A 22070-nucleotide genomic window follows, 5' to 3' on the forward strand; every position below is an offset into this window, starting at 1 on the left:
AAATTCAGCCTTGATACAGATTAAACAGAATTTGCCTGGCGGCTTTAGCGCGGTGGTCCCACCTGACCCCATGCCGAACTCAGAAGTGAAACGCCGTAGCGCCGATGGTAGTGTGGGGTCTCCCCATGTGAGAGTAGGGAACTGCCAGGCATCAAATTAAGTAGTAAGCCGGTGCATTAATCCGGTGGTTACAAGCAGTCTTCGGTGGAGCGGTAGTTCAGTCGGTTAGAATACCTGCCTGTCACGCAGGGGGTCGCGGGTTCGAGTCCCGTCCGTTCCGCCACTTATTAAAAGCCCTGAGTTAACGCTCAGGGCTTTTTTCTTATCTGACGTTTAATTATTGCGAAATCAGCAAAAATCCTCTGCGTTTTACGATCTTTTTCTCTATAACACCGCCAGCGATAATCGTCCTCAGTTTACGAACATAACGATTGAGGAAAATTATGACTCTCCCTGCATTTGGTCTGGGCACTTTCCGCCTGAAAGACGACGTTGTTATCGCATCAGTTAAAACCGCACTCGAACTGGGCTATCGCGCAGTTGATACGGCGCAGATCTATGAAAACGAAGCTGCCGTTGGACAAGCTCTCGAAGAGAGCGGTGTACCGCGTAATAAGCTGTTCATTACCACGAAAATCTGGATTGAGAATCTCAGCAAAGACAAGCTGATCCCAAGCCTGAAAGAAAGCCTGAAAAAACTGCGTACTGACTACGTCGATCTGACGCTGATCCACTGGCCATCACCAAACGATGCCGTCTCCGTGGAAGAATTCATGCAGGCGCTGCTGGAAGCGAAAAAGCAGGGCTTAACCCGCGAAATTGGGATCTCCAACTTCACGATCCCGCTGATGGAAAAAGCCATTGCGGCTGTGGGTGCAGAAAATATTGCGACCAACCAGATTGAACTGTCTCCTTACCTGCAGAACCGCAAAGTCGTGGACTGGGCAAAACAGCACGGGATCCACATCACCTCATACATGACGCTGGCCTATGGTAAAGCGCTGAAAGATGAAGTGATTACGCGTATCGCTGAGAAACATAACGCGACTGCCGCGCAGGTCATTCTGGCATGGGCAATGGGTGAAGGTTATGCCGTGATCCCATCTTCAACTAAACGTGAAAACCTGGCGAGCAACCTGTTAGCAACGGATCTTCACCTGGATTCTGACGATAAAAAAGCGATCGCAGCCCTGGAGTGCAACGATCGCCTGGTCAGCCCGGAAGGCTTAGCTCCTCACTGGGATTAAGTTTGCCCCACCCTCTGTAACCTGAACCCTCACACAGCTCCTCCGGGAGCTGTTTTTATATGTTCACTCAGAAAATCAATAAAGGCACGAATGCGCGTACTCACCGCTCTGTCACTGTAATACACCGCGCTAAAAGGCATTTCGACCGGCAGGCGTTTATCGGCCATCAATTCCACCAGTTCACCCCGCGCAATCTCCTTATCGATCATATAGTCTGACAGGCAGGCGATACCATTGCCTTCGAGGCACAGCTGCTTCAGCGTTTCCCCGCTGTTAGACGACAATCCGCTAGTAATTTCATGAAGTTGCCCATCATGGCAGGCGACAGGCCAGGTGTTCAGCGATACCGGCTCCGTAAAGCCCAGGCACAGATGCTGCTTCAGTTCTTCAACCGTCTCCGGTTTACCATGTTCAGCAATATACTGTGGCGACGCGATAATTTTTCGGTAGCTGGCAAACAGAGGGCGGGCACGCAAGCTTGAATCGGTCAGCGTTCCCGCCCGGATAGCCACATCTACCTTTCGCTCGATGAGGTTGATAAACGTCTCTGAGGAGACCAGAGAGAGCGTCATCTCCGGATAACGTTCGCGGAAAGGTTTAATCAGCGGCATCAGAAAGTGAAGTACAACCGGCGTGGCCGCATCAATGCGCAGTAACCCACGCGGCGTGCTGCGGGTCTCCATAATCTCCGTCTCCGCTGCGGCCATCTCCTGCAGTACCGACTGCACGCGGCGAAAATAACGCTCTCCTTCTTCCGTCAGGCTCAGCTGCCGCGTCGTTCGGTTGAGCAGGCTCACTCCAAGCTTCATCTCCAGCTTTTTTACCGAGCGGCTAATGGCTGAGTTAGCCTGCCCCAGCTGTTCGGCCGCGCGGCTAAAGCTGCCGCTTTCGACGACGGCGACAAAGATTGTCAGCTCTTCCGACGTTGCTTTCATTGTTGCACCACCCGCAAAATTCTATTGATATTTTGACCATTTTTGTTATTTAAGCACTGGCGCATACTGCCTGTCATCTTAATCCTGATGATACGGAGTATTTTATGCCACTGGCGCTTCTTGCCCTGACGATCAGTGCCTTTGCAATTGGCACGACCGAATTTGTTATCGTGGGACTGGTTCCCACCATTGCTAACCAGCTTGCGATCTCATTGCCCTCCGCCGGATTGCTGGTGTCCATCTATGCCCTGGGCGTTGCCGTCGGTGCCCCCGTGCTGACGGCCCTGACCGGACGCTTTCCGCGTAAGCAGCTGTTAGTTGCATTAATGGTGCTGTTCACCGCCGGGAACGTGCTGGCCTGGCAGGCGCCGGACTACACCACGCTGGTTATCGCTCGTCTGTTGACCGGCCTTGCACACGGGGTGTTCTTCTCGATTGGTTCCACTATTGCAACCAGCCTGGTACCAAAAGAGAAAGCGGCCTCCGCCATTGCGATCATGTTCGGTGGGCTGACCGTTGCACTCGTCACAGGCGTACCATTGGGCACGTTTATCGGACAACACTTCGGCTGGCGTGAAACGTTCCTGGCCGTCTCCTTACTGGGCGTCATTGCCCTGGTGACCAGCCTGCTGCTGGTGCCGTCGAATATTCCTGGCCGGGCCAGCGCCAGCCTGAGCGATCAGCTGAAGGTGCTCACGCATCCGCGTTTGCTGATCATCTACGCAGTTACGGCGCTGGGCTATGGTGGCGTATTCACCGCCTTCACCTTCCTTGCACCGATGATGCAGGACTTGGCGGGCTTCTCCCCCAATGCCGTGAGCTGGATTTTGCTGGGATACGGTATTTCCGTTGCGATTGGCAATATCTGGGGCGGCAAGCTTGCGGATAAGCATGGTGCGGTACCGGCGCTGAAATTCATCTTCGCCGCGCTGGTCGTTCTGTTGATGATTTTCCAGTTCACGGCTTCGATACAGTACGCCGCGCTGGTCACCGTGCTGGTCATGGGGATCTTCGCCTTTGGTAATGTGCCCGGGCTTCAGGTTTACGTTGTACAGAAAGCCGAGCTTTATACGCCCAATGCGGTGGATGTGGCTTCCGGCCTGAATATTGCCGCTTTTAATATTGGTATCGCGCTGGGCTCCATCATTGGTGGGCAAACCGTCGAACATTTCGGATTAACCCAGACGCCATGGATTGGCGCGGTGATTGTCCTGGTCGCTTTCCTGTTGATTGGGCTGAGCGGACGTCTTGATAAACCCGCCCGCGTCGCGCTGGGTTAACATCAGTAAGCGCTTGCTTACAAAACTGGAAAGCGGTTTCTCAGAAATTGCGTTGAAAGTGTGACCTAAAGTCCCTATAACATTAGAACCAGTCCGTTTTCCGGACTGGTTCATGTTACAGAGGCTGTTTCCAAAAGTGCGAAAAAATACCTATGCCATGCGTTATGTAGCCGGAATGCCCGCGGAGAGGATCTTGCCTCCGGGGTCATTTGCGAGCATAAGCCAGGCATTACCCGCCGGCACACCGTTAAGCAGCGATGAAAAAATCCGTGTACTGGTGTGGAATATCTTTAAGCAGCAGCGTGCGGAGTGGTTATCGGTCCTCAAGAATTTTGGCAAAGATGCCCATCTGGTCCTGCTCCAGGAGGCGCAAACCACGCCTGAACTCGTTCGGTTTGCTACCACTCACTATCTTGCCGCCGACCAGGTACCCGCCTTTGTTCTGCCGCAGCATCCCTCGGGCGTGATGACGCTTTCAGCGGCACATCCCGTCTATTGTTGTCCACTGCGCGAACGAGAGCCTATTCTGCGCCTGGCGAAATCGGCGCTGGTGACGGTCTATCCGCTGCCGGATACCCGTATGCTGATGGTCGTGAATATCCACGCGGTAAACTTCAGCCTGGGCGTGGATGTGTACAGTAAGCAGTTACTTCCGATTGGCGATCAGATAGCGCATCACAGCGGGCCCATCATTATGGCCGGCGATTTCAATGCCTGGAGCCGTCCGCGCATGAATGCGCTGTACCGCTTTGCGCGCGAAATGTCGCTGCGTGAAGTTCGTTTTAGCGATGACCAGCGCAAAAAAGCCTTTGGTCGTCCTCTCGACTTTGTCTTCTATCGTGGGTTGAGCGTGCACGATGCCTCCGTGCTGGTGACGCGCGCCTCCGATCATAACCCTCTACTCGTCGAATTCAGTCCCGGCAAACCTGATAAATAATGGTGTGTCAGGTCTGCCGTGGGGCAGGCCTGTGCAGGTGCTGCCCTTTTATTTTTAACCCACAAAGGACAGTACGATGACAACAACACACTCCCATCATGACAACGTAGAAAAACAGTTTGGTTCGCAGGCAAATGCGTATCTGAGCAGCGCCGTACACGCTTCAGGCCGCGATCTGGTACGCCTCGGTGAGCGCCTGTCGGCATTTCCGCAGGCGCACGTGCTGGATTTAGGCTGCGGGGCAGGGCATGCCAGCTTCACGGCTGCGCAGCAGGTGGCGCAGGTTACCGCATATGACTTATCCAGCCAGATGCTGGAGGTGGTTGCTGAAGCGGCGAAAGCGAAGGGGCTGGACAATATTGATACGCGTCAGGGCTATGCCGAATCCTTACCTTTTGATGATGCCGCGTTTGAGGTGGTGATCAGCCGTTATTCCGCGCACCACTGGCATGATGTTGGCCAGGCATTACGCGAAGTCAAACGCGTTCTGAAGCCGGGTGGCATCCTCATTATTATGGATGTGATGTCGCCTGGACATCCGGTGCGCAATATCTGGCTGCAAACGGTGGAAGCGCTGCGCGACACCTCGCATGTGCAAAACTACGCCAGCGGAGAGTGGTTATCGCTTATCACTGAAGCGGGACTGATTACACGCTCGTTAATCACAGACCGTTTGCCGCTGGAGTTTAGCTCGTGGATTGCGCGTATGCGCACCCCGGAAGCGTTAAGTCAGGCAATCAGGCTGTATCAGGAGAGTGCCTCCGCAGAGGTGAAGGCGTACTTTGAACTGCAGGACGATGGTTCATTTACCAGCGATACCATCATGGCGGAAGCGCAAAAAGCGGGATAAACAAAAAAGGCACCGAGGGGAATCGGTGCCTTTTTATCTTTCGGTCGTGTTATCAGGAGTCTGGCGTCGCGCTGTTCTTCACAAACAGCGTCAGCTGGTCGCCTGGTTTCAGATTGTCAGTATCATTGTTCCAGCGCATCACATCTTTGATGTTCACGCCGTGACGTTTTGCGATACTGGACAGCGAGTCACCCTTACGCACGCGATAGGTAATGCTATCGCTGTTGTTGGCAAGACGCTGCGCACTGCTACCTGCGCCAACCGTCAGATTCTGACCCACTTTCAAGCCCGATCCGCGCAGATTGTTCCACTGCTGGAGATCTTTTGCGCTCACGCCAAGACGTGATGCAATGCCTGAAAGCGTATCACCTGAACGAACCTTATAACTGCGGCTGTTGACGGGTGAGGCATCCGCGATCAGCGTTGACTGAACGGCAGCGATTTCACCCGAAGCTAAAGACTCACGTAACTGCTCAGCATGTTTCTGCGGAACCATTACATACTGCGGACCACTCGCCCCCAGGGTTGAGCCTTTAACGCCAGCATTAAAGGTTTTCAGTTTACTTACCGACATACCCGTCATATCAGCAACCTGTTGAATATCAACCGGATTGCTGAGGCGAACACGCGCCAGTGCACGACTTTCGTCTGGTGTTGGCAGTTGCACACCGTAACGCTTGCTGTTCTTGAGAATATCGCTCAGTGCCAGCATTTTCGGTACGTAAATCTTTGTTTCCTGTGGCAGTGAGAGCGACCAAAAATCGGTGGATTTACCCCGTGCTTTATTCGCTTTCATTGCCTTCAGTACACGACCTTCGCCGCTATTGTACGCTGCGACCGTTAACAGCCAGTCGCCGTCAAACATCTTGTTCAGACGTTGCATCATGTCGAGAGCGGCTGTCGTTGAAGCGACAACATCGCGACGCGCATCATAGTTGCGGGTCTGTTTCAGACCATAGTTTCGCCCGGTGCTCGGAATGATCTGCCAAATGCCTGCGGCATTGGCGCCAGACGTCGCGTGTGGGTCAAAAGCGCTCTCCACTATGGGTAGGAGTACCAGCTCCATAGGCATGTTACGTTTCTTAACTTGCCCGGCTATCCAGTACATATACGGCTCTGCCCGTAACGTTACATCGTGGAGATAGCTCTTATTACTTAAATACTTCTGTTTCTGTTCGCGAATCCGGGTATTTTCCGGAATTCCCATCTTTAGCTCGTCGCCAATAGAGGTCCACAAGTCTTGATCCTGCGCGAAAGATGTTCCATCGTCCATCCAGCGCGCCGAACTTGTAAACTTCCCTGCTTCCCCTTGACCAGCTGCAGAAAGGCTCTGTGCGTGCTGTTGTACGTTGCTGCCGTTCTGCGACTGGCAACCTACAAGCAGGACAGAGGCGAGTAATATCGCTTTTGCCTTCATGTGTGTGTCAATAGTTGCTTAAAAGACGAGCGATGATAACGGCGAAATTTTGAAAAGGCAACCCGCAATTATCTGAAGTTATCTTTCTTTGACCTTAACCATGCAAATCGCTGTTCTGGTTGTTGCAAATTTGTTTCTTGGTTAATTTTATTAATTAAATCAATATCATCTGTTCGTAAAAATAAATTAATTTGGCGCTCGTTTTTCAGAATTACGGGGAGTGTTTTTTGGTTTTTTGCACGTAACTCCTTCACTTTGTGATAATAATCCTGAATCGCCCGATCCTCAGGCAACAGGCTGACGGCAAACTTCATATTTCCTAATGTATACTCATGCGCGCAACAAATAACGGTATCATCGGGTAATGCGTTAATCTTCTGTAAAGACTGATACATTTGTGCTGGTGTGCCTTCAAACAGTCTTCCGCAGCCTCCGGAGAACAGCGTGTCGCCGCAAAAAAGATAAGGCTTACTGTAGAAACACAGATGTCCCAAAGTGTGACCCGGTGTAGCAAATACGGAAAACTCCCACTCACGTATGAGGATTTTTTCGCCTTCTTCGACTACTTGCGTGAGTCCCTTATCTTGTGCCTCTGCCGGTCCGTAAACCACAATATGCGGAAAGTGGGCGCGCAGTTCAGGCACGCCGCCCGTATGATCGTGATGATGATGCGTTAACAGAATGGCTTCCGGCTGCCAGCCGTTCTCTTTTATTGCGCGCAGTACGGGGGCGGATTCTCCGGGATCGACAATGACGCATCGACGTTCATCGTCCACCAAAACCCAGATGTAATTGTCCTCAAAAGCGGAAATACTGATAAGATTCATACATTACCTCTAATAGCGTGGCGGGTGTGTTGATGAAACCGGCAAGGATACCTCAGACTGTCGCAGCACCGGAACGTTGGGCGGAATTGCCCTGGGGTGAATACTATCGCGAAGCGTTAGAGCAACAGCTGAAGCCCTGGCTGGCGAAAATGTATGGCTTTCACCTGCTTAAGATTGGCAATCTCAGCGCGGAAATCAATACCGAAAGCTGCGCTATCTCGCATCAGGTCAACGTCTCTCTCGGCGGATCGCCGGTTCAGGTGAAAGCAGACCCGTTACATCTGCCGTTTGCGGAAAAATCCGTTGATGCGTGTTTGCTCGCACATACGTTACCCTGGTGCAGCGATCCGCACCGTCTGCTTCGCGAAGCCGATCGCGTGCTGATTGATGACGGCTGGCTGGTACTGAGCGGATTCAATCCGCTGAGCCTGATGGGCCTGCGTAAGCTGGTACCGGTGCTGCGTCGGACGCCGCCTTACAACAGCCGGATGTTCACCATGATGCGCCAGCTCGACTGGCTGTCACTGCTGAACTTCGAAGTGCTCTGCTACGGCGGTTTTCAGGTGCTGCCCTGGGCGCGGCAGGGGGGCGTCTTGTTGAGCACGCATTTGCCTGCCTTAGGCTGCATGCAGTTTATCGTCGCGCGTAAGCGAACCATTCCCCTTACGCTTAATCCCATGAAGCAGAGCAAATCGAAAACGCCAATCCATCAGACCGTTGGCGCCACGCGGCAATACAAAAAGCCCTGATCAGGATTCAGGCTGATAGCCCGCGTCCTCATGCGCAGGGTTAGCGGCCGCCGCACGCGCCAGCTCGTCACAGCGTTCGTTTTCCGGATGGCCGGCGTGCCCTTTAACCCATTCCCACTTAATCTGGTGCTGGCCCAGCGCAGCATCAAGACGTTTCCAGAGATCGACGTTCTTGACCGGTTTCTTATCGGCAGTCTTCCAGCCGCGTTTTTTCCAGTTATGGATCCACTGAGTAATTCCCTGGCGGACGTACTGACTGTCGGTACTTAACACCACGTCACAATGTTCTTTTAACGCCTCCAGCGCCACAATGGCCGCCATGAGCTCCATCCGGTTGTTGGTGGTCAGAAAATAGCCTTCGCTAAAAGTTTTTTCGTGCTGGCGATAACGCATAATCGCGCCGTAGCCGCCGGGACCTGGGTTGCCGAGACAAGATCCATCGGTGAAAATTTCTACCTGTTTACGCATCTCTGGTAGACTTCCTGTATTTGAAACGTTCAGTTAAACGATAAGTCTGACATAAATGACCGCTATGAGCACTGCAATTACTCGCCAGATCGTCCTCGATACCGAAACCACCGGTATGAACCAGATCGGCGCGCACTACGAAGGGCATAAGATCATCGAGATCGGCGCCGTTGAAGTGGTGAACCGTCGTCTTACGGGGAACAACTTCCACGTCTACCTCAAGCCCGATCGGCTGGTGGACCCCGAAGCGTTCGGCGTTCACGGTATTGCCGATGAGTTCTTGCTGGATAAGCCGACGTTTGCGGATGTGGCTGACGAGTTCCTGGAATACATCAAGGGTGCCGAGCTTGTCATCCATAACGCCTCGTTCGATATCGGCTTTATGGACTATGAATTCAGCAAGCTTAATCGTGATATCCCGAAGACGAACACCTTCTGTAAGGTAACAGACAGTCTGGCGCTGGCGAGGAAGATGTTCCCCGGCAAGCGTAACAGCCTGGATGCACTTTGTTCGCGCTACGAGATAGACAATACCAAACGAACGCTCCACGGGGCGTTGCTCGATGCCCAGATCCTCGCCGATGTCTATCTGACGATGACCGGCGGGCAGACGTCAATGAAGTTCAGTATGGAAAATGAGTCTCAGCAGACGCAGGGCGAAGCGGGTATTCAGCGTGTTGTCCGTCAGGCAAGCCGGCTACGGGTTGTTTTAGCCAGTGATGAAGAGCTGCTTAACCACGAATCCCGTCTTGATCTGGTGCAGAAGAAGGGCGGCAGCTGTCTCTGGCGTGCCTGAAAAAACGCCGGAATGCCTGTAAAATCATCGTTTGGGCGATTTTTGCAGCAAACGATTCAAAACGCGAGAAAAAGCGTTGACGAGATCGGAGGCGCACCGTAATATGCGCCTCGTTCCCCAAACGGGAACAGTGGAGCGGTAGTTCAGTCGGTTAGAATACCTGCCTGTCACGCAGGGGGTCGCGGGTTCGAGTCCCGTCCGTTCCGCCACTATTCAGAAGGCCTGAATCAGAAATGATTCAGGCCTTCGTCGTTTCAGCGTTCTGTAATCCCATACTTTCACTTATCGTTAACAAAAAGTTAATATCAATGGTGCAATTAATTAACAATTGCACGGTTGCAGTGCGTTATTTGCACTATTGTTGTGCATTTTGCCACCATGACTCTCTTCAGACCTCATTCAGAATGTGTCTTTCTGTAAAAATAATTCACGCAGAATCATTTGGTTATCTCCCGCTTGCCAAAAAAATACCGAACCAATTACGTATTGGTTTGGTTATTGCTTAATCATTAGCACGATAATCTTCATTCCATATCAATAACTTATCGTTAATAAAAATAAAGCAATGATGAAAGCGAGCGAACCAATATGGAAAAACCGTCACGGTTTCTGGCCAATTCCAGCACCGCGCTTGAGCAGTTGCGCGGGCTAATCAACCAGCATGAGTCAACACCAGGCATTCCGCTGCCCACGGAACGTGAGCTGTCGGACACTCTCGGCGTAGGACGACGTGAAGTCCGTCGTGCGCTGGACGTGCTGGAAGAGGAGGGGCGTATCTGGCGTAAGCAGGGCAAAGGGACCTTTATCGGCCCGTCAGCACCTGTTGAACCGCTGGCCCTTCAGGGACTGGTGCAGCAAACCAACCTTCTGGAAGTGATGGAAGCTCGTCTTCAGCTTGAACCCGGCCTGGCCCGGCTTGCGGCACTGCGTGCCACCAGGGAAAACCTCGCGCTTATGCAGCGCATGCTGGAACGCATCGATAAGGTCAGCCCGGATGACCGCGATCTCAACGAACTCTGGGATAGCGCCTTTCACCGGGCGATTGCCGAGGCGGCGGGCAACCGTCTGATGCTCGGCCTGTTTGATGCCATTGATGCCGTCAGACGTGAACCGGGCTGGCAGCATCTGCGCGAATTAGCCCGCACGCCCGAACGTGTCGATAGCTATAACGACCACCACCACAAGATCATGGCGGCGATTATCCATCGCCAGCCTAATGAAGCTGCGGCCGCCATGCGCGAACACCTGCTCAGCCTGCAAACCGCCCTGATTCAGGCTATCCACCTTGAGGACGACTTCACGCCATGACGACAATCCCCTTTAAGGACGCCACGCCCGTACTGCAAGTACAAAACCTCAACGTTACGTTCGCGGGCTCGCCGGTTAGCGTGCTTGACGGTATCTCATTGACCGTCAGGGCGGGTGAAACGCTGGCGCTGGTGGGAGAGTCCGGCTGCGGGAAAAGTATCACCTCACTGGCGCTGATGGGGCTACTGCCCGCCAGCGCACGGATCGTCAGCGGGGAGATGCAGTTTCGCCGCCACGATCTGCGCAAGCTCTCGCCGCGGGAGTATGCCGATCTGCGCGGCAGCGAGCTGGCGATGATTTTCCAGGAGCCGATGACCTCGCTCAATCCGGCGTTTACGCTGGGCGATCAGCTGAGTGAAGCTGTCATGCGACACCAGGACGTCTCGCGCGCAGAGGCGATGAAGGTCGCGCTGCAGATCCTCGAGAAAGTGCAGATCCCGGCGGCAGAGATGCGTCTCAAGGCTTATCCTCACCAGCTTTCCGGCGGCATGCGCCAGCGCGTGATGATTGCCATGGCGCTGATTAACCATCCCAAATTGCTGATTGCCGACGAACCGACCACCGCGCTTGACGTCACCATCCAGGCGCAAATCCTCGCCTTGCTCAATACCTTGAAAGAGGAAACCGGCACGGCGGTGCTGATGATCACCCACGATTTAGGCGTGGTGGCCGAAGTGGCGCAGCAGGTGGCGGTGATGTATGCCGGACAGGTGGTAGAGCAGGGCAGCGTTGAGGCGATATTTGCCGATCCGCAGCACCCGTACACCATCGGCCTGATGGGGTCGATTCCCTCCCTTGGCGCACGTAAAGGCCCGCTTTCCACCATTCCCGGTTCGGTACCTCTGCCGGAATCCATGCCGAAGGGCTGTCGTTTTGCCACCCGCTGTCCGTTTGCGCAGGCGCGCTGCCATGATGAAAAACCGCAGCTCGCCACGCTCGGCGCGGGCCATCAGGTTGCCTGCTTCCGCGTGCCGCTCGAACACCACATCGCCCTGGGAGAGACCGCATGACCACGCCCATTCTTGAAGCACGGGACCTCAGCAAGCTGTTCCCTGGTCCGAAAAAACTCTTTACCCCGGCCCGGTTCGTCACGGCGGTCGATCGCGTGTCGCTTGCCGTGATGCCAGGTGAAACGCTGGCGATTGTCGGCGAGTCCGGTTCCGGAAAATCCACGCTTGGCCGCCTGCTGCTGCGCCTGCTGGCCGCCAGCGAAGGGCGCGTGTTTTATCAGGGGGAAGAGATCACCCACGCCTCGGGCGCGCGCCTCAATCAGCTCCGCCGCGAGCTGCAGATCATCTTCCAGGATCCCTTCGCCTCCCTGAACCCGCGCATGACGGTGGAGCAGATCGTCGGCGAGCCGCTGTGGCTGCACCAGAACATGAAGAAAGCGGACCGCCAGTACCGCGTTGCCGAGTTACTTAAAACCGTAGGCCTGCCCGCCGCCTGGGCCGGGCGCTACCCGCACGAGTTTTCCGGCGGGCAGCGCCAGCGTATTGGCATTGCGCGCGCGCTGGCCTCGGGACCGAAGCTGCTGCTGGGCGATGAGCCGGTATCCGCGCTGGACGTCTCCGTTCAGGCGCAGGTGGTCAATTTGCTGGAAAGCCTGAAGCACCAGCTGGGGCTGACAATGGTGATTGTCGCCCATGGTCTGGCGGTGATCCGCCACATGAGCGACCGCGTGGCGGTCATGTACCTTGGGCAAATCGTCGAGCTCGCCACCGTGGATGAGATCTTTGACGCGCCGCTGCATCCTTATACGCAGGCGCTGATCGCCTCGGCGCCGCAGATGCAGCCGGGCGCTGAACGCGCCGCGCCGCTGCTGCAGGGGGACTTACCGAACCCTGCCAGCCCGCCGTCCGGCTGTCGTTTCCACACCCGTTGCCCGTACGTCACCGACGAATGCCGCCAGGTCGAGCCGATTAATCAGGTGCTCGATGGCGGGCGTCAGGTTGCCTGCCACCGCTGGCAGGAGATCAACCGCGATCGCAGCGTTATCCAGATCGCACCGCCATCCGCCGCTTTTCTGCGCCGCCGCGCGCTGTTTGAACACGCGGCCACCCACTCATCCCTTCCTTCAAGGAACTCATGATAATGACAATGCGTAATTCTCTTTTGACCGTACTGGGAAGTGTTATGTTACTTGGCGCGGCGCTGCCCGCCCATTCTGAAAGCGTGCTGCGTATTGGCCTGGGGGCAGATCCGGACATGCTCGACCCGCACCTGGCGCGCACCTACTATGGCCGCTTCGTCTTCGCATCCCTGTGCGACAGGCTGGTGGACGTGGATGAAAATCTGAAGGTCGTACCCGGTCTGGCTAAAGACTGGGCGTGGAGTGAGGACGGTAAAACCCTGACGCTCAATCTGCGCGAAGGCGTCACCTTCCACGACGGTGAGAAATTCGATGCCGCTGCGGCAAAATACAACCTCGACCGCGCCCTGACCCTCAAAGGCTCCCTGCGTAAGAGCGAGATCTCCTCCGTTGAATCGGTCGAGGTCACCGGCCCGATGCAGATAGCGCTGCACCTGAAGACCCCCGATGCCGCGCTGCTGATGCAGCTCACCGACCGCGCGGGCGCGATGATGGCTCCCGAGGCGGCGAAAAAGCCTGACTTTGCCGCCCATCCCGTCTGTTCCGGCCCGTATAAATTCGACAGCCGCGTGTCCCAGGACCGCATTGTTCTGACCCGCTTCGACAACTACTGGAACAAAGACGCCTACCACTTCGACAAAATTATCTACCTGCCGATCCCGGATGCCTCCGTGCGTCTGGCGAACCTGCGCGCGGGCGATCTCGATCTGACCGAAGGCATCGCTGCCAGCGACGTGAAAACCGTCGAGGCCGACAGTAAGCTGGCGCTGGCGAAGGTAACGGGCCTGGGCTATCAGGGCATCACCTTCAACATCAACAACGGCAAGGTGCCGGCCAACGACCCGTTCAAAGATGCCCGTGTGCGCGAGGCTTTCTCGCAGGCTATCGACCGCGATGCGCTAAACCAGGTGGTCTTTGAAGGACTGTATACGCCAGCCAACCAGGCGTTTTCGACGGTCAGCCCGTATCACGTCAACCTGCCGGTCCCGCCGCGTGACGTCGACAAGGCCAAAGCGCTGCTCAAAGCGGCTGGTGTCAGCGCGCCGCTGACCGTCAACCTGCTGGTGCCGAACAACCCCACCTCACAGCAGGTGGGGCAGGTGCTGCAGGCGATGGTCGCCGAGGCGGGCTTTAACCTGAACCTGCAGATGACCGAATTCGCCACGCTGCTGGATCGCCAGCAGAGCGGGGACTATCAGCTGAGCTTCTCAGGCTGGTCGGGGCGCCCGGATCCGGACGGCAGTATCTACGGCTTTATCAACAGCAAAGGCACCCTGAACGACGGCCGCTACAGCAATGCGCAGGTCGATGAGTGGCTGACCCAGGCGCGCCAGAGCACCGATCAGGCCGCGCGCCAGCCGCTGTACGACAAGGTGGTAAAGCAGCTGCAAACGGATATGCCGATTGCCTACCTCTACTTCGAGCCGCGTATTTTTGGCCTGAACAAAAGCGTGCAGGGCTTTAAGCCTTACCCGGACGGCATCGTACGTCTTGCTGGCTTAACGCTGGCGAAATAACCGTCCTGAGGAGAGCCCATGCTGGAACTGATTTGCAAACGTCTGCTGCTGGCCGTCCCGACGCTACTGCTGGTGAGCATGATGGTGTTTGGGCTGCAAAAGCTGCTGCCCGGCGACCCGCTGATCGCCATGGCCGGCGAGGAGCGCGACCCGGCAGTTATCGCTCAGCTGCGCGCGGAGCTGAACCTCGATGCGCCGATCCCCGTGCAGTATTTCCACTGGCTGACGCGGGCGCTACAGGGCGATCTGGGCGTCTCCTTACGCACGCACGAGCCGGTGACGCAGCTGATTGCCAGCAAGCTGCCGGTGACGCTCGAGCTGTCGCTGCTGGCGATGATTATCGCGCTGGTGTTTGGCATCAGCATGGGGATCCTCGCGGCGGTGAACAAAAACAGCTGGGTCGATCACGGGGCGAATTTCGTGGCGATCTCGGGGATCTCGATCCCGCACTTCTGGCTGGGGATCCTGCTGATTCTGGTCTTCTCGGTGAACCTGCAATGGCTCCCCGCGTCCGGCTATGTGCCGTTCAGCGAAGATCCGCTTCAGAACCTGCGCACGCTGCTGCTGCCCGCGTCCGTGCTCGGAACGGGCCTCGCGGCAACGCTGATGCGCCATACCCGCGCCTCGATGATTGCCGTGCTGAAAGCGGATTACATCCGCACCGCGCGGGCGAAAGGGCTACTGCCGAAAGCGGTGATCCTGAAGCATGCGTTTCGCAACGCGCTGGTGCCGGTAATCACCCTCACCACGCTGCTGTTTGGCGAGCTGCTGGGCGGTGCGGTGCTGACCGAGCAGGTTTTCACCATTCCGGGCTTTGGCAAGATGATCGTCGACTCGGTTTTCAACCGTGACTACGCGGTGGTGCAGGGCGTGGTGCTGATCGTGGCGATCGGTTTCCTGATGCTCAACCTGCTGGCCGACGTGCTTTACGTCCTCATCAACCCGAAAATGCGAGGTTAACCATGGCAGAACTGACGACGCAAACCGTTGTGCCTGCGCTGCCGCGGGCGCAAAACCGGGTACTGAAAAAATTCCTCGGCAATAAAAGTGCGGTCATTGGCGCGGCGGTGGTGGGCTTCTTTGTACTGGTGGCGCTGCTGGCGCCGTGGATCGCCCCGTTCGATCCGGTCAAGGCCAACTTCCTGGCGGTGCGCAAAGCGCCGTCGGCGATGTACTGGTTCGGCACCGACGAGCTGGGGCGCGATATCCTGTCCCGCATTATCTGGGGGGCGCGCACCTCGCTGATGGCGGGCTGTATGTCTGTGGTGATTGCCGTGGTTATCGGCGTACCGCTGGGGCTGGTGGCGGGCTACTTCCAGAAGATGTGGGACGGCGTCATCTCGCGCGTGATCGAGGCGCTGCTGGCCTGCCCGTTCCTGATCATGGCGATCGCGCTGGGGGCATTTTTGGGCCCGAGCCTGACCAACGCGATGATCGCCATCGGTCTTTCGGCGATGCCGATCTTCGCCCGCCTGACGCGCGGGCAGGTGATCGCCATTCGCAACGAAGAGTATATCGACGGCGCGCGGGCGATTGGCCTGCCGGATCGCTGGATCATCATCAAGTATGTCCTGCCCAACGTGATGTCGCCGATCCTGGTGCAGGCCACGCTGGCTATTGCCTCGGCGATTATCGCTGAAGCCAGCCTGTCGTTTTTGGGGCTGGGACAGCAGCCGCCCAATCCGTCCTGGGGATCTATGCTCAACACCGCCAAAGGTTTTCTTGAGCAGGCCCCGTGGATGTCCATTTTCCCCGGTGTGGCGATTTTCCTTGCCGTGCAGGGCTTTAATTTACTCGGCGACGGGCTGCGCGATGCGCTCGATCCGCGCCATGACTAAGGAGTCATGATGACCAAAGCGCTTGATTTTACGTCCGGTTACGATTCACGACGCCCGCCGATGCTGGGCCATAACGCCGTTGCAACGTCTCAGCCGCTGGCGGCGCAGGCGGGAATGAAGATGCTGCAGCTGGGCGGGAATGCCGTGGATGCGGCCATTGCCACCGCGATGGCGCTGACGGTGGTCGAGCCGACCGGCAACGGGATCGGCAGCGATGCCTTTGCCATCGTCTGGGACGGTGAAAAGCTGCACGGCCTGAACGCCTCCGGTCGTTCTCCGGCGAGCTGGCATGCGGATCTGTTTGCCGGAAAAACCGCAGTGCCGGAAATCGGCTGGGACGCGGTGACCGTGCCGGGCGCGGTATCCGGCTGGGTCGCCCTGGCGGAACGCTTCGGCACGCTGCCGCTGACCACGCTGGCGCAGCCCGCCATTGACTACGCGCGCAACGGTTTCCCGGTCTCCCCGCTGATTGGGCATCTCTGGCAGCGCGGCTATCACAAGCTGAAAGATCAGCCGGGCTTCAGCGCCTGCTTCGCGCCGGAAGGCCGCGCCCCGCGCGTGGGGGAGATCTTCCGTAACCCGGCGCAGGCAAACTCGCTGGAGCTGATTGCGAAAACTAACGGCGACGCCTTTTACCGCGGCGAGCTGGCGCAGAAAATTGCCGCCTTCGCCAAAGAACATGGCGCGCACCTGACGGCTGAGGATCTGGCCAACCATCGCGTGGACTGGGTAGAGCTGCTGTCGCGCGACTTCGCGGGCGGTTCGGTGCAGGAGCTCCCGCCTAACGGTCAGGGGATCGCCACGCTGATTGCGCTCGGCATTCTTGAGCAGTGCGGCATTGAGAAGCATCATCCGGATTCCGTGCAGTCTCTGCATCTCTCCATTGAGGCGATGAAGCTGGCGCTGGCGGATCTCGACCGCTACGTGGCGGACGAAGAACACATGGCGTTCGCGGCAAAAGAGCTGCTGAGCGACCATTATCTGAAGTCACGTGCGGCGCTGATCAACCACGACAGCGCGTCTGATTTTGTCTACGGTTCCCCGACGCAGAGCGGCACGGTCTATATCAGCACCGCGGACGCCAGCGGGATGATGGTCTCGTTTATTCAGTCCAACTATATGGGCTTCGGTTCAGGCATTGTGGTGCCGGATACGGGGATCAGCCTGCAAAACCGGGGCTGCGGATTTGTGCTGGATCCAAAGCACCCGAACGCGCTGGCGGGCAGCAAGCGCCCGTTCCATACCATCATTCCGGGCTTTGCGATGGACGGCAACGGCCAGCCGCTGATGTCCTTTGGCGTGATGGGCGGCCCGATGCAGGCGCAGGGGCACATGCAGATGGCGCTGCGCATCATGCTGCACGGGCAAAACCCGCAGGCGGCAATCGACGCCCCGCGCTGGCGCGTGGTGCAGGGCAGGGAGGTAATCGTTGAATCGACGTTCGATCGCAACACGATTGCCGCTCTGCGCGAGCGCGGGCATCAGATCGTGGTGGAAGATCCGCTTCAGGATTACAACTTCGGTGGTGCGCAGGTGATTTACCGCCTGCCGGAAGGACACTACGTGGCCGCGACGGAAAGCCGCAAGGACGGGCAGGCGCTGGTGAGTTAAAAGAAGCGAGCAACGTTGGTGGGCCGGGTAAGGCGTAGCCGCCACCCGGCTTTTTTTCACTCAATGCTAAAAGGATCCGCATCCTGCCACGCCGGAAACTTCTCCCGGTACTCCTTCAGCGCCGTTAACGATAATTCGGCATCAATACGCGTCGCCTGATGCGGCTCGGCGGTGGCGATGATCTCGCCCTGCGGATTCACCACCCGGCTGTCGCCGCGATAGTGATGCCCGTTGCCGTCCGTCCCCACGCGGTTGCAGCCCACCACGTACGCCTGGTTCTCAATCGCGCGCGCCACCAGCAGCGATTGCCAGTGCAGGGAGCGCGGTGCAGGCCAGTTGGCAACATACAGCGCCAGGTCGTAATCGTTGCGGTTACGCGACCACACCGGGAAACGCAGATCGTAGCAGACCAGCGGCAGAATACGCCAGCCGCGCCATTCGAACACCACGCGCTCGTTACCGGCCTCATAGTGATGATGCTCATCCGCCATGCGGAACAGGTGGCGTTTATCGTAAAAATGCACGTTCCCTTCCGGCTCCACCAGCAGGAAGCGGTTCACCGGCCCGCGTTCGGTCTGCAGGGCGGCGCTGCCGGCGATCAGCGCATTAGTCTGCTGCGCTTTGGCGTGCATCCAGGCGACCACCTCATCCTGAGGCATTGACTGTTTTGCCGCTTCCATGGCGAAGCCGGTGGTGAACATTTCCGGCAGGACAATCACATCACGCCCGGTAATGTCTTCCAGTTGGCGATCAAAGTGGCGCAGGTTGGCGGGGCCATCCATCCACACTAAAGGTTGCTGCAAAATAGAAATCTTCAGACCAGGCACAATTCAGACTCCTCAAACGACCACTTTTTGACACTGTAGCACGACATAACGAGAAAATGTGGCAATAAAAAACCCCGCGCGAGGCGGGGTTTGTATAAGCGAAACGCGTTATGCCGCTTCAGGTTTGCGGTGCTTCTCCGGCAGCTTTACCGGCTGCGTCGCCAGCTCATCCGGTTCGAAATCATCCACGTTAATGCTGCGCAGACGGCTCTCTTCGGCTTTCACCAGCAGAGCGGCCTCATCTTTACTGATAATGCCACCGGCCAGCGCCTGTTTTGCCAGTTCGTCCAGACGGGTAAACGGCAGGTTTTTGCCCAGCTGTTTACAGATCTTCTGGTGAATCGGATCGGCGGCCATCACGTCAAGCAGCGCCTCTTCCAGCAGACCCACCGGGTTATGCGGCGTCGGCGCCAGATACTGACCGCGACCGATGCGGGAGCGGGTTGCGCTCGGAACCTGCAGGATCTTCGCCACTTTGTGGTCCAGCTTGTCGGACGGCGCCAGATGGTGACGACCGGTCGGGAAGATCACCGCGCGCAGGGCGCCTGCCACGAAGCGGTTCGGGAAGTTCGCCAGCAGATCGTCAATCGCCTGTTCAGCCTGATACAACGCATCCTGCACGCCCCAGTGCACCAGCGGCAGATCCGCTTCCTGACGGCCTTCATCGTCGTAACGTTTCAGGACCGCAGAGGCCAGGAAGATCTGGCTCAGCACATCGCCCAGACGGGCAGAGATACGTTCGCGACGCTTCAGGCTGCCGCCCAGCACCGCCATGGAAACGTCAGACAGCAGGGCCAGGTTGGCGCTCAGACGGTTCAGATGCTGATAATAACGTTTAGTTGCATCGCCGGTCGGCGTGGCGCTGGTAAGGCCGCGCGTCAGGCCCAGCCAGAAGCTGCGCACCTTGTTGCTGCCCACGTGACCGATATGTTTGAACAGCAGCTTATCGAAGGCATCCACGTCGTTGTTCTGCGCAGCGGCCATCTCTTCCAGCACGTAAGGATGGCAGCGAATTGCGCCCTGACCGAAGATCATCATGCTGCGGGTCAGGATGTTTGCCCCTTCCACGGTGATGGCAATCGGTGCGCCCTGATAGCCGCGCGCCAGGAAGTTGCCTTCGCCGAGCATAATGCCTTTACCGCCGGCGATATCCATCGCGTCAATGATTGACTGCTGCGCGCGGTGGGTACAGTGGTACTTCACAATGGCGGACAGTACGGCCGGTTTTTCGCCCAGCATAATACCGTAGGTAATCAGCGTGGCGGCGGCGTCCATCACGTAGGCGTTGCCCGCGATACGCGCCAGCGGCTCTTCGATACCTTCCATCTTGCCGATGGAGATTTTGAACTGACGGCGGATGTGCGCGTAGGCACCAATCCCCATCGCCACTGACTTCAGACCGCCGGTTGAGTTCGACGGCAGGGTAATGCCGCGGCCCACCGACAGACATTCCACCAGCATACGCCAGCCCTGACCGGCCATTTTCGGACCACCGATGATGTAGTCAATCGGCACAAAGATATCCTGGCCGCGGGTCGGACCGTTCTGGAACGGCACGTTCAGCGGGAAGTGACGACGACCAATTTCGACGCCTGGGGTAGAGGTTGGGATCAGTGCACAGGTAATGCCCAGCTCTTCTTCGCCGCCCAGCAGTCTTTCCGGATCAGAGAGCTTAAAGGCCAGACCCAGCACGGTGGCGATAGGGGCCAGCGTGATATAACGCTTGTTCCAGGTCAGGCGCATGCCCAGCACCTGCTCGCCCTGCCACTCGCCCATGCAGACCACGCCGGTATCCGGAATCGCGCCCGCATCGGAGCCTGCTTCCGGGCTGGTCAGCGCGAAGCAAGGGATTTCCTGACCGCGTGCCAGACGCGGCAGGTAGTGATCTTTTTGCTCTTCCGTACCGTAATGCTGCAGCAGTTCGCCCGGGCCTAAGGAGTTAGGCACGCCAACGGTAATCGCCAGGATCCCGGAAACGCCTGCCAGCTTTTGCAGCACGCGAGCCTGAGCGTAAGCGGAGAACTCCAGACCGCCGTACTCTTTCTTAATGATCATCGCGAAGAAGCGATGCTCTTTCAGGTACGCCCACAGTTCTGGCGGCAGATCGGCCATTTCATGGGTGATAGCAAAGTCGTTCGCCATACGGCAGGCTTCTTCTACCGGGCCGTCAATAAACGCCTGTTCTTCCGCGGTCAGGCGCGGCTGCGGGTAGTTATGCAGCTTTTTCCAGTCCGGATTGCCCTGGAACAGGTCGCCTTCCCACCAGGTAGTGCCCGCATCAATCGCTTCTTTCTCGGTACGCGACATTGGCGGCATCACTTTGCGGAAGCCTTTGAACACCGGCGCAGAGATCATGGATTTACGCATCGGCGCCAGGTTAAACGGCAGAAGAATGATGGCAAGAGGGACTAAAAGCCAGATATTCCAGAGACCTGCGACGCCAAGCGCAGCCGTCCAAGCCAGAAGAATCAGGCTGCTCAGGAATAAACTTACGCGGTGATAGAACAACACACCGAGCAGAACAACGGTTGCGAGAATGCTCAAAATCATCATAAAGAAAAGCTCCCTTGCTTGTAGGAGGTCTGACCACTTGTGATGATATGGTTGTAGTTGATGTAAATTCCTTTAGCAATGTGTTTACAAAATAATTACAACCTGGTTCACATTGTTCGTGTTTTAGCCGGCACAAAAAATCAAAACGCCGGACGATTCGCATGGCTTTAGCTTCTCGCTTTTCGCGCTATCCGGTACACTCCACTGTGTTATTTCATCAATACTGAAGGATTATCCTCATGTACCAGGATCTTATTCGTAACGAACTGAACGAAGCGGCGGAAACGCTGGCGAACTTTCTGAAAGATGATGCCAATATTCACGCTATTCAGCGCGCAGCGGTCCTGCTGGCCGACAGCTTCAAAGCCGGTGGCAAAGTGCTCTCCTGCGGTAACGGCGGTTCCCACTGCGACGCGATGCACTTTGCAGAAGAGCTGACCGGACGCTATCGCGAAAACCGCCCGGGCTACCCGGCGATTGCGATTTCAGACGTGAGCCACATCTCCTGCGTAGGCAACGACTTCGGTTACGACCACATCTTCTCCCGCTACGTTGAAGCGGTAGGCCGTGAAGGCGACGTGCTGCTGGGGATTTCTACCTCCGGCAACTCCGGCAACGTGATCAAAGCGATCGCCGCCGCGCGTGAAAAAGGGATGAAAGTCATCACCCTGACGGGTAAAGATGGCGGTAAGATGGACGGTACTGCGGATGTTGAAATTCGCGTTCCGCACTTCGGTTATGCTGACCGTATTCAGGAAATTCACATCAAAGTGATCCACATCCTGATCCAGCTGATCGAAAAAGAGATGGTTAAGTAAGAC

The 22070-nt window shown here is 56.8% G+C and carries 20 protein-coding genes, 2 tRNA genes and 1 rRNA gene; 17 read left to right on the forward strand and 6 right to left on the reverse strand.

What is annotated here, in order from left to right; genetic code table 11:
* The first annotated feature begins 34 nt into the window (after window positions 1–34).
* From rrf to dkgB, 3 genes are all read left to right on the forward strand, one after another.
* Window positions 35–150: ribosomal RNA gene (gene rrf, locus ABFV38_RS04180) — 5S ribosomal RNA — on the forward strand.
* 56 nt (window positions 151–206) lie between these two features.
* Window positions 207–283, forward strand: a tRNA-Asp gene (locus ABFV38_RS04185).
* A 160-nt stretch (window positions 284–443) separates the two neighbouring features.
* Complete coding sequence (gene dkgB / locus ABFV38_RS04190; RefSeq protein WP_348958577.1) at window positions 444–1247, forward strand: 2,5-didehydrogluconate reductase DkgB; 804 nt, start codon at window positions 444–446, stop codon at window positions 1245–1247.
* 29 nt (window positions 1248–1276) lie between these two features.
* Here the strand turns inward: dkgB and yafC are convergent, their stop codons facing one another.
* A complete protein-coding gene (yafC, locus tag ABFV38_RS04195) occupies window positions 1277–2182 on the reverse strand; it encodes a DNA-binding transcriptional regulator YafC (RefSeq protein WP_045909864.1) in 906 nt (301 codons plus the stop codon).
* A gap of 104 nt (window positions 2183–2286) precedes the next feature.
* Here yafC and ABFV38_RS04200 point away from each other — a divergent pair, with 104 nt between their 5' ends.
* The 3 genes from ABFV38_RS04200 to ABFV38_RS04210 all read left to right on the forward strand — a co-directional run bounded on the left by ABFV38_RS04200 (window position 2287) and on the right by ABFV38_RS04210 (window position 5249).
* Window positions 2287–3462 carry an MFS transporter gene (locus tag ABFV38_RS04200; protein WP_248220793.1) on the forward strand — a complete coding sequence of 392 codons (1176 nt, stop codon included), beginning with the start codon at window positions 2287–2289 and terminating at the stop codon, window positions 3460–3462.
* A gap of 136 nt (window positions 3463–3598) precedes the next feature.
* Window positions 3599–4399, forward strand: coding sequence for an endonuclease/exonuclease/phosphatase family protein (locus ABFV38_RS04205; protein WP_025912579.1), 801 nt, complete (start codon window positions 3599–3601; stop codon window positions 4397–4399).
* Window positions 4400–4475: 76 nt separating this feature from the next.
* Window positions 4476–5249, forward strand: coding sequence for a class I SAM-dependent methyltransferase (locus tag ABFV38_RS04210; protein ID WP_252073873.1), 774 nt, complete (start codon window positions 4476–4478; stop codon window positions 5247–5249).
* A 52-nt stretch (window positions 5250–5301) separates the two neighbouring features.
* Here ABFV38_RS04210 and mltD read toward each other — a convergent pair whose 3' ends face one another.
* On the reverse strand, window positions 5302–6666 hold the full coding sequence (gene mltD / locus ABFV38_RS04215; RefSeq protein WP_045909861.1) for a murein transglycosylase D: 1365 nt from the start codon (window positions 6664–6666) through the stop codon (window positions 5302–5304).
* 68 nt (window positions 6667–6734) lie between these two features.
* Window positions 6735–7493, reverse strand: coding sequence for a hydroxyacylglutathione hydrolase (gene gloB / locus ABFV38_RS04220; RefSeq protein ID WP_126534498.1), 759 nt, complete (start codon window positions 7491–7493; stop codon window positions 6735–6737).
* Window positions 7494–7525: 32 nt separating this feature from the next.
* On the opposite strand from gloB, the gene ABFV38_RS04225 reads away from it, so the two are divergent.
* Complete coding sequence (locus ABFV38_RS04225) at window positions 7526–8242, forward strand: class I SAM-dependent methyltransferase (RefSeq protein ID WP_348958580.1); 717 nt, start codon at window positions 7526–7528, stop codon at window positions 8240–8242.
* On the opposite strand, the gene rnhA is transcribed toward ABFV38_RS04225, so the two are convergent.
* Entirely contained in the window at window positions 8243–8743 is a 501-nt protein-coding gene (rnhA, locus tag ABFV38_RS04230; RefSeq protein ID WP_223540539.1) for a ribonuclease HI, read from the reverse strand.
* A 31-nt stretch (window positions 8744–8774) separates the two neighbouring features.
* Between rnhA and dnaQ the strand changes: the two genes are divergently transcribed.
* From dnaQ to ABFV38_RS04275, 9 genes are all read left to right on the forward strand, one after another.
* Window positions 8775–9506, forward strand: a complete 732-nt coding sequence (gene dnaQ / locus ABFV38_RS04235) for a DNA polymerase III subunit epsilon (RefSeq protein ID WP_048029949.1) — start codon at window positions 8775–8777, stop codon at window positions 9504–9506.
* A 132-nt stretch (window positions 9507–9638) separates the two neighbouring features.
* Window positions 9639–9715 (forward strand) — tRNA-Asp (locus tag ABFV38_RS04240).
* A gap of 379 nt (window positions 9716–10094) precedes the next feature.
* Window positions 10095–10814, forward strand: a complete 720-nt coding sequence (locus tag ABFV38_RS04245; RefSeq protein WP_045909857.1) for an FCD domain-containing protein — start codon at window positions 10095–10097, stop codon at window positions 10812–10814.
* On the forward strand, window positions 10811–11824 hold the full coding sequence (locus ABFV38_RS04250; RefSeq protein WP_262823420.1) for an ABC transporter ATP-binding protein: 1014 nt from the start codon (window positions 10811–10813) through the stop codon (window positions 11822–11824). The genes ABFV38_RS04245 and ABFV38_RS04250 overlap by 4 nt, the downstream gene beginning before the upstream one ends.
* On the forward strand, window positions 11821–12903 hold the full coding sequence (locus ABFV38_RS04255; protein WP_047746241.1) for an oligopeptide/dipeptide ABC transporter ATP-binding protein: 1083 nt from the start codon (window positions 11821–11823) through the stop codon (window positions 12901–12903). The genes ABFV38_RS04250 and ABFV38_RS04255 overlap by 4 nt, the downstream gene beginning before the upstream one ends.
* A 2-nt stretch (window positions 12904–12905) precedes the next feature.
* Window positions 12906–14420: an ABC transporter substrate-binding protein gene (locus tag ABFV38_RS04260; RefSeq protein WP_176252847.1), complete on the forward strand. Its 1515-nt coding sequence runs from the start codon at window positions 12906–12908 to the stop codon at window positions 14418–14420.
* An 18-nt stretch (window positions 14421–14438) separates the two neighbouring features.
* On the forward strand, window positions 14439–15380 hold the full coding sequence (locus tag ABFV38_RS04265; protein WP_008500268.1) for an ABC transporter permease: 942 nt from the start codon (window positions 14439–14441) through the stop codon (window positions 15378–15380).
* A 2-nt stretch (window positions 15381–15382) separates the two neighbouring features.
* Window positions 15383–16258 (forward strand): ABC transporter permease, encoded by an 876-nt coding sequence (locus ABFV38_RS04270; protein ID WP_048225758.1) that lies wholly within the window; start codon window positions 15383–15385, stop codon window positions 16256–16258.
* A gap of 9 nt (window positions 16259–16267) precedes the next feature.
* Window positions 16268–17869: a gamma-glutamyltransferase family protein gene (locus tag ABFV38_RS04275; RefSeq protein WP_248221634.1), complete on the forward strand. Its 1602-nt coding sequence runs from the start codon at window positions 16268–16270 to the stop codon at window positions 17867–17869.
* Window positions 17870–17925: 56 nt separating this feature from the next.
* On the opposite strand, the gene ABFV38_RS04280 is transcribed toward ABFV38_RS04275, so the two are convergent.
* Window positions 17926–18696, reverse strand: coding sequence for an amidohydrolase (locus ABFV38_RS04280; RefSeq protein ID WP_045909852.1), 771 nt, complete (start codon window positions 18694–18696; stop codon window positions 17926–17928).
* Between the two features lie 108 nt (window positions 18697–18804).
* Window positions 18805–21249, reverse strand: coding sequence for an acyl-CoA dehydrogenase FadE (gene fadE / locus ABFV38_RS04285; RefSeq protein WP_348958584.1), 2445 nt, complete (start codon window positions 21247–21249; stop codon window positions 18805–18807).
* A 239-nt stretch (window positions 21250–21488) separates the two neighbouring features.
* Between fadE and lpcA the strand changes: the two genes are divergently transcribed.
* Window positions 21489–22067, forward strand: a complete 579-nt coding sequence (gene lpcA, locus ABFV38_RS04290) for a D-sedoheptulose 7-phosphate isomerase (protein WP_010427884.1) — start codon at window positions 21489–21491, stop codon at window positions 22065–22067.
* The last annotated feature ends 3 nt before the right edge of the window (window positions 22068–22070 follow it).

Origin of the sequence: Enterobacter cloacae complex sp. Mu1197 (genome assembly GCF_040059225.1) — a bacterium.
Taxonomy (GTDB): Bacteria; Pseudomonadota; Gammaproteobacteria; order Enterobacterales; family Enterobacteriaceae; genus Enterobacter; species Enterobacter quasiroggenkampii.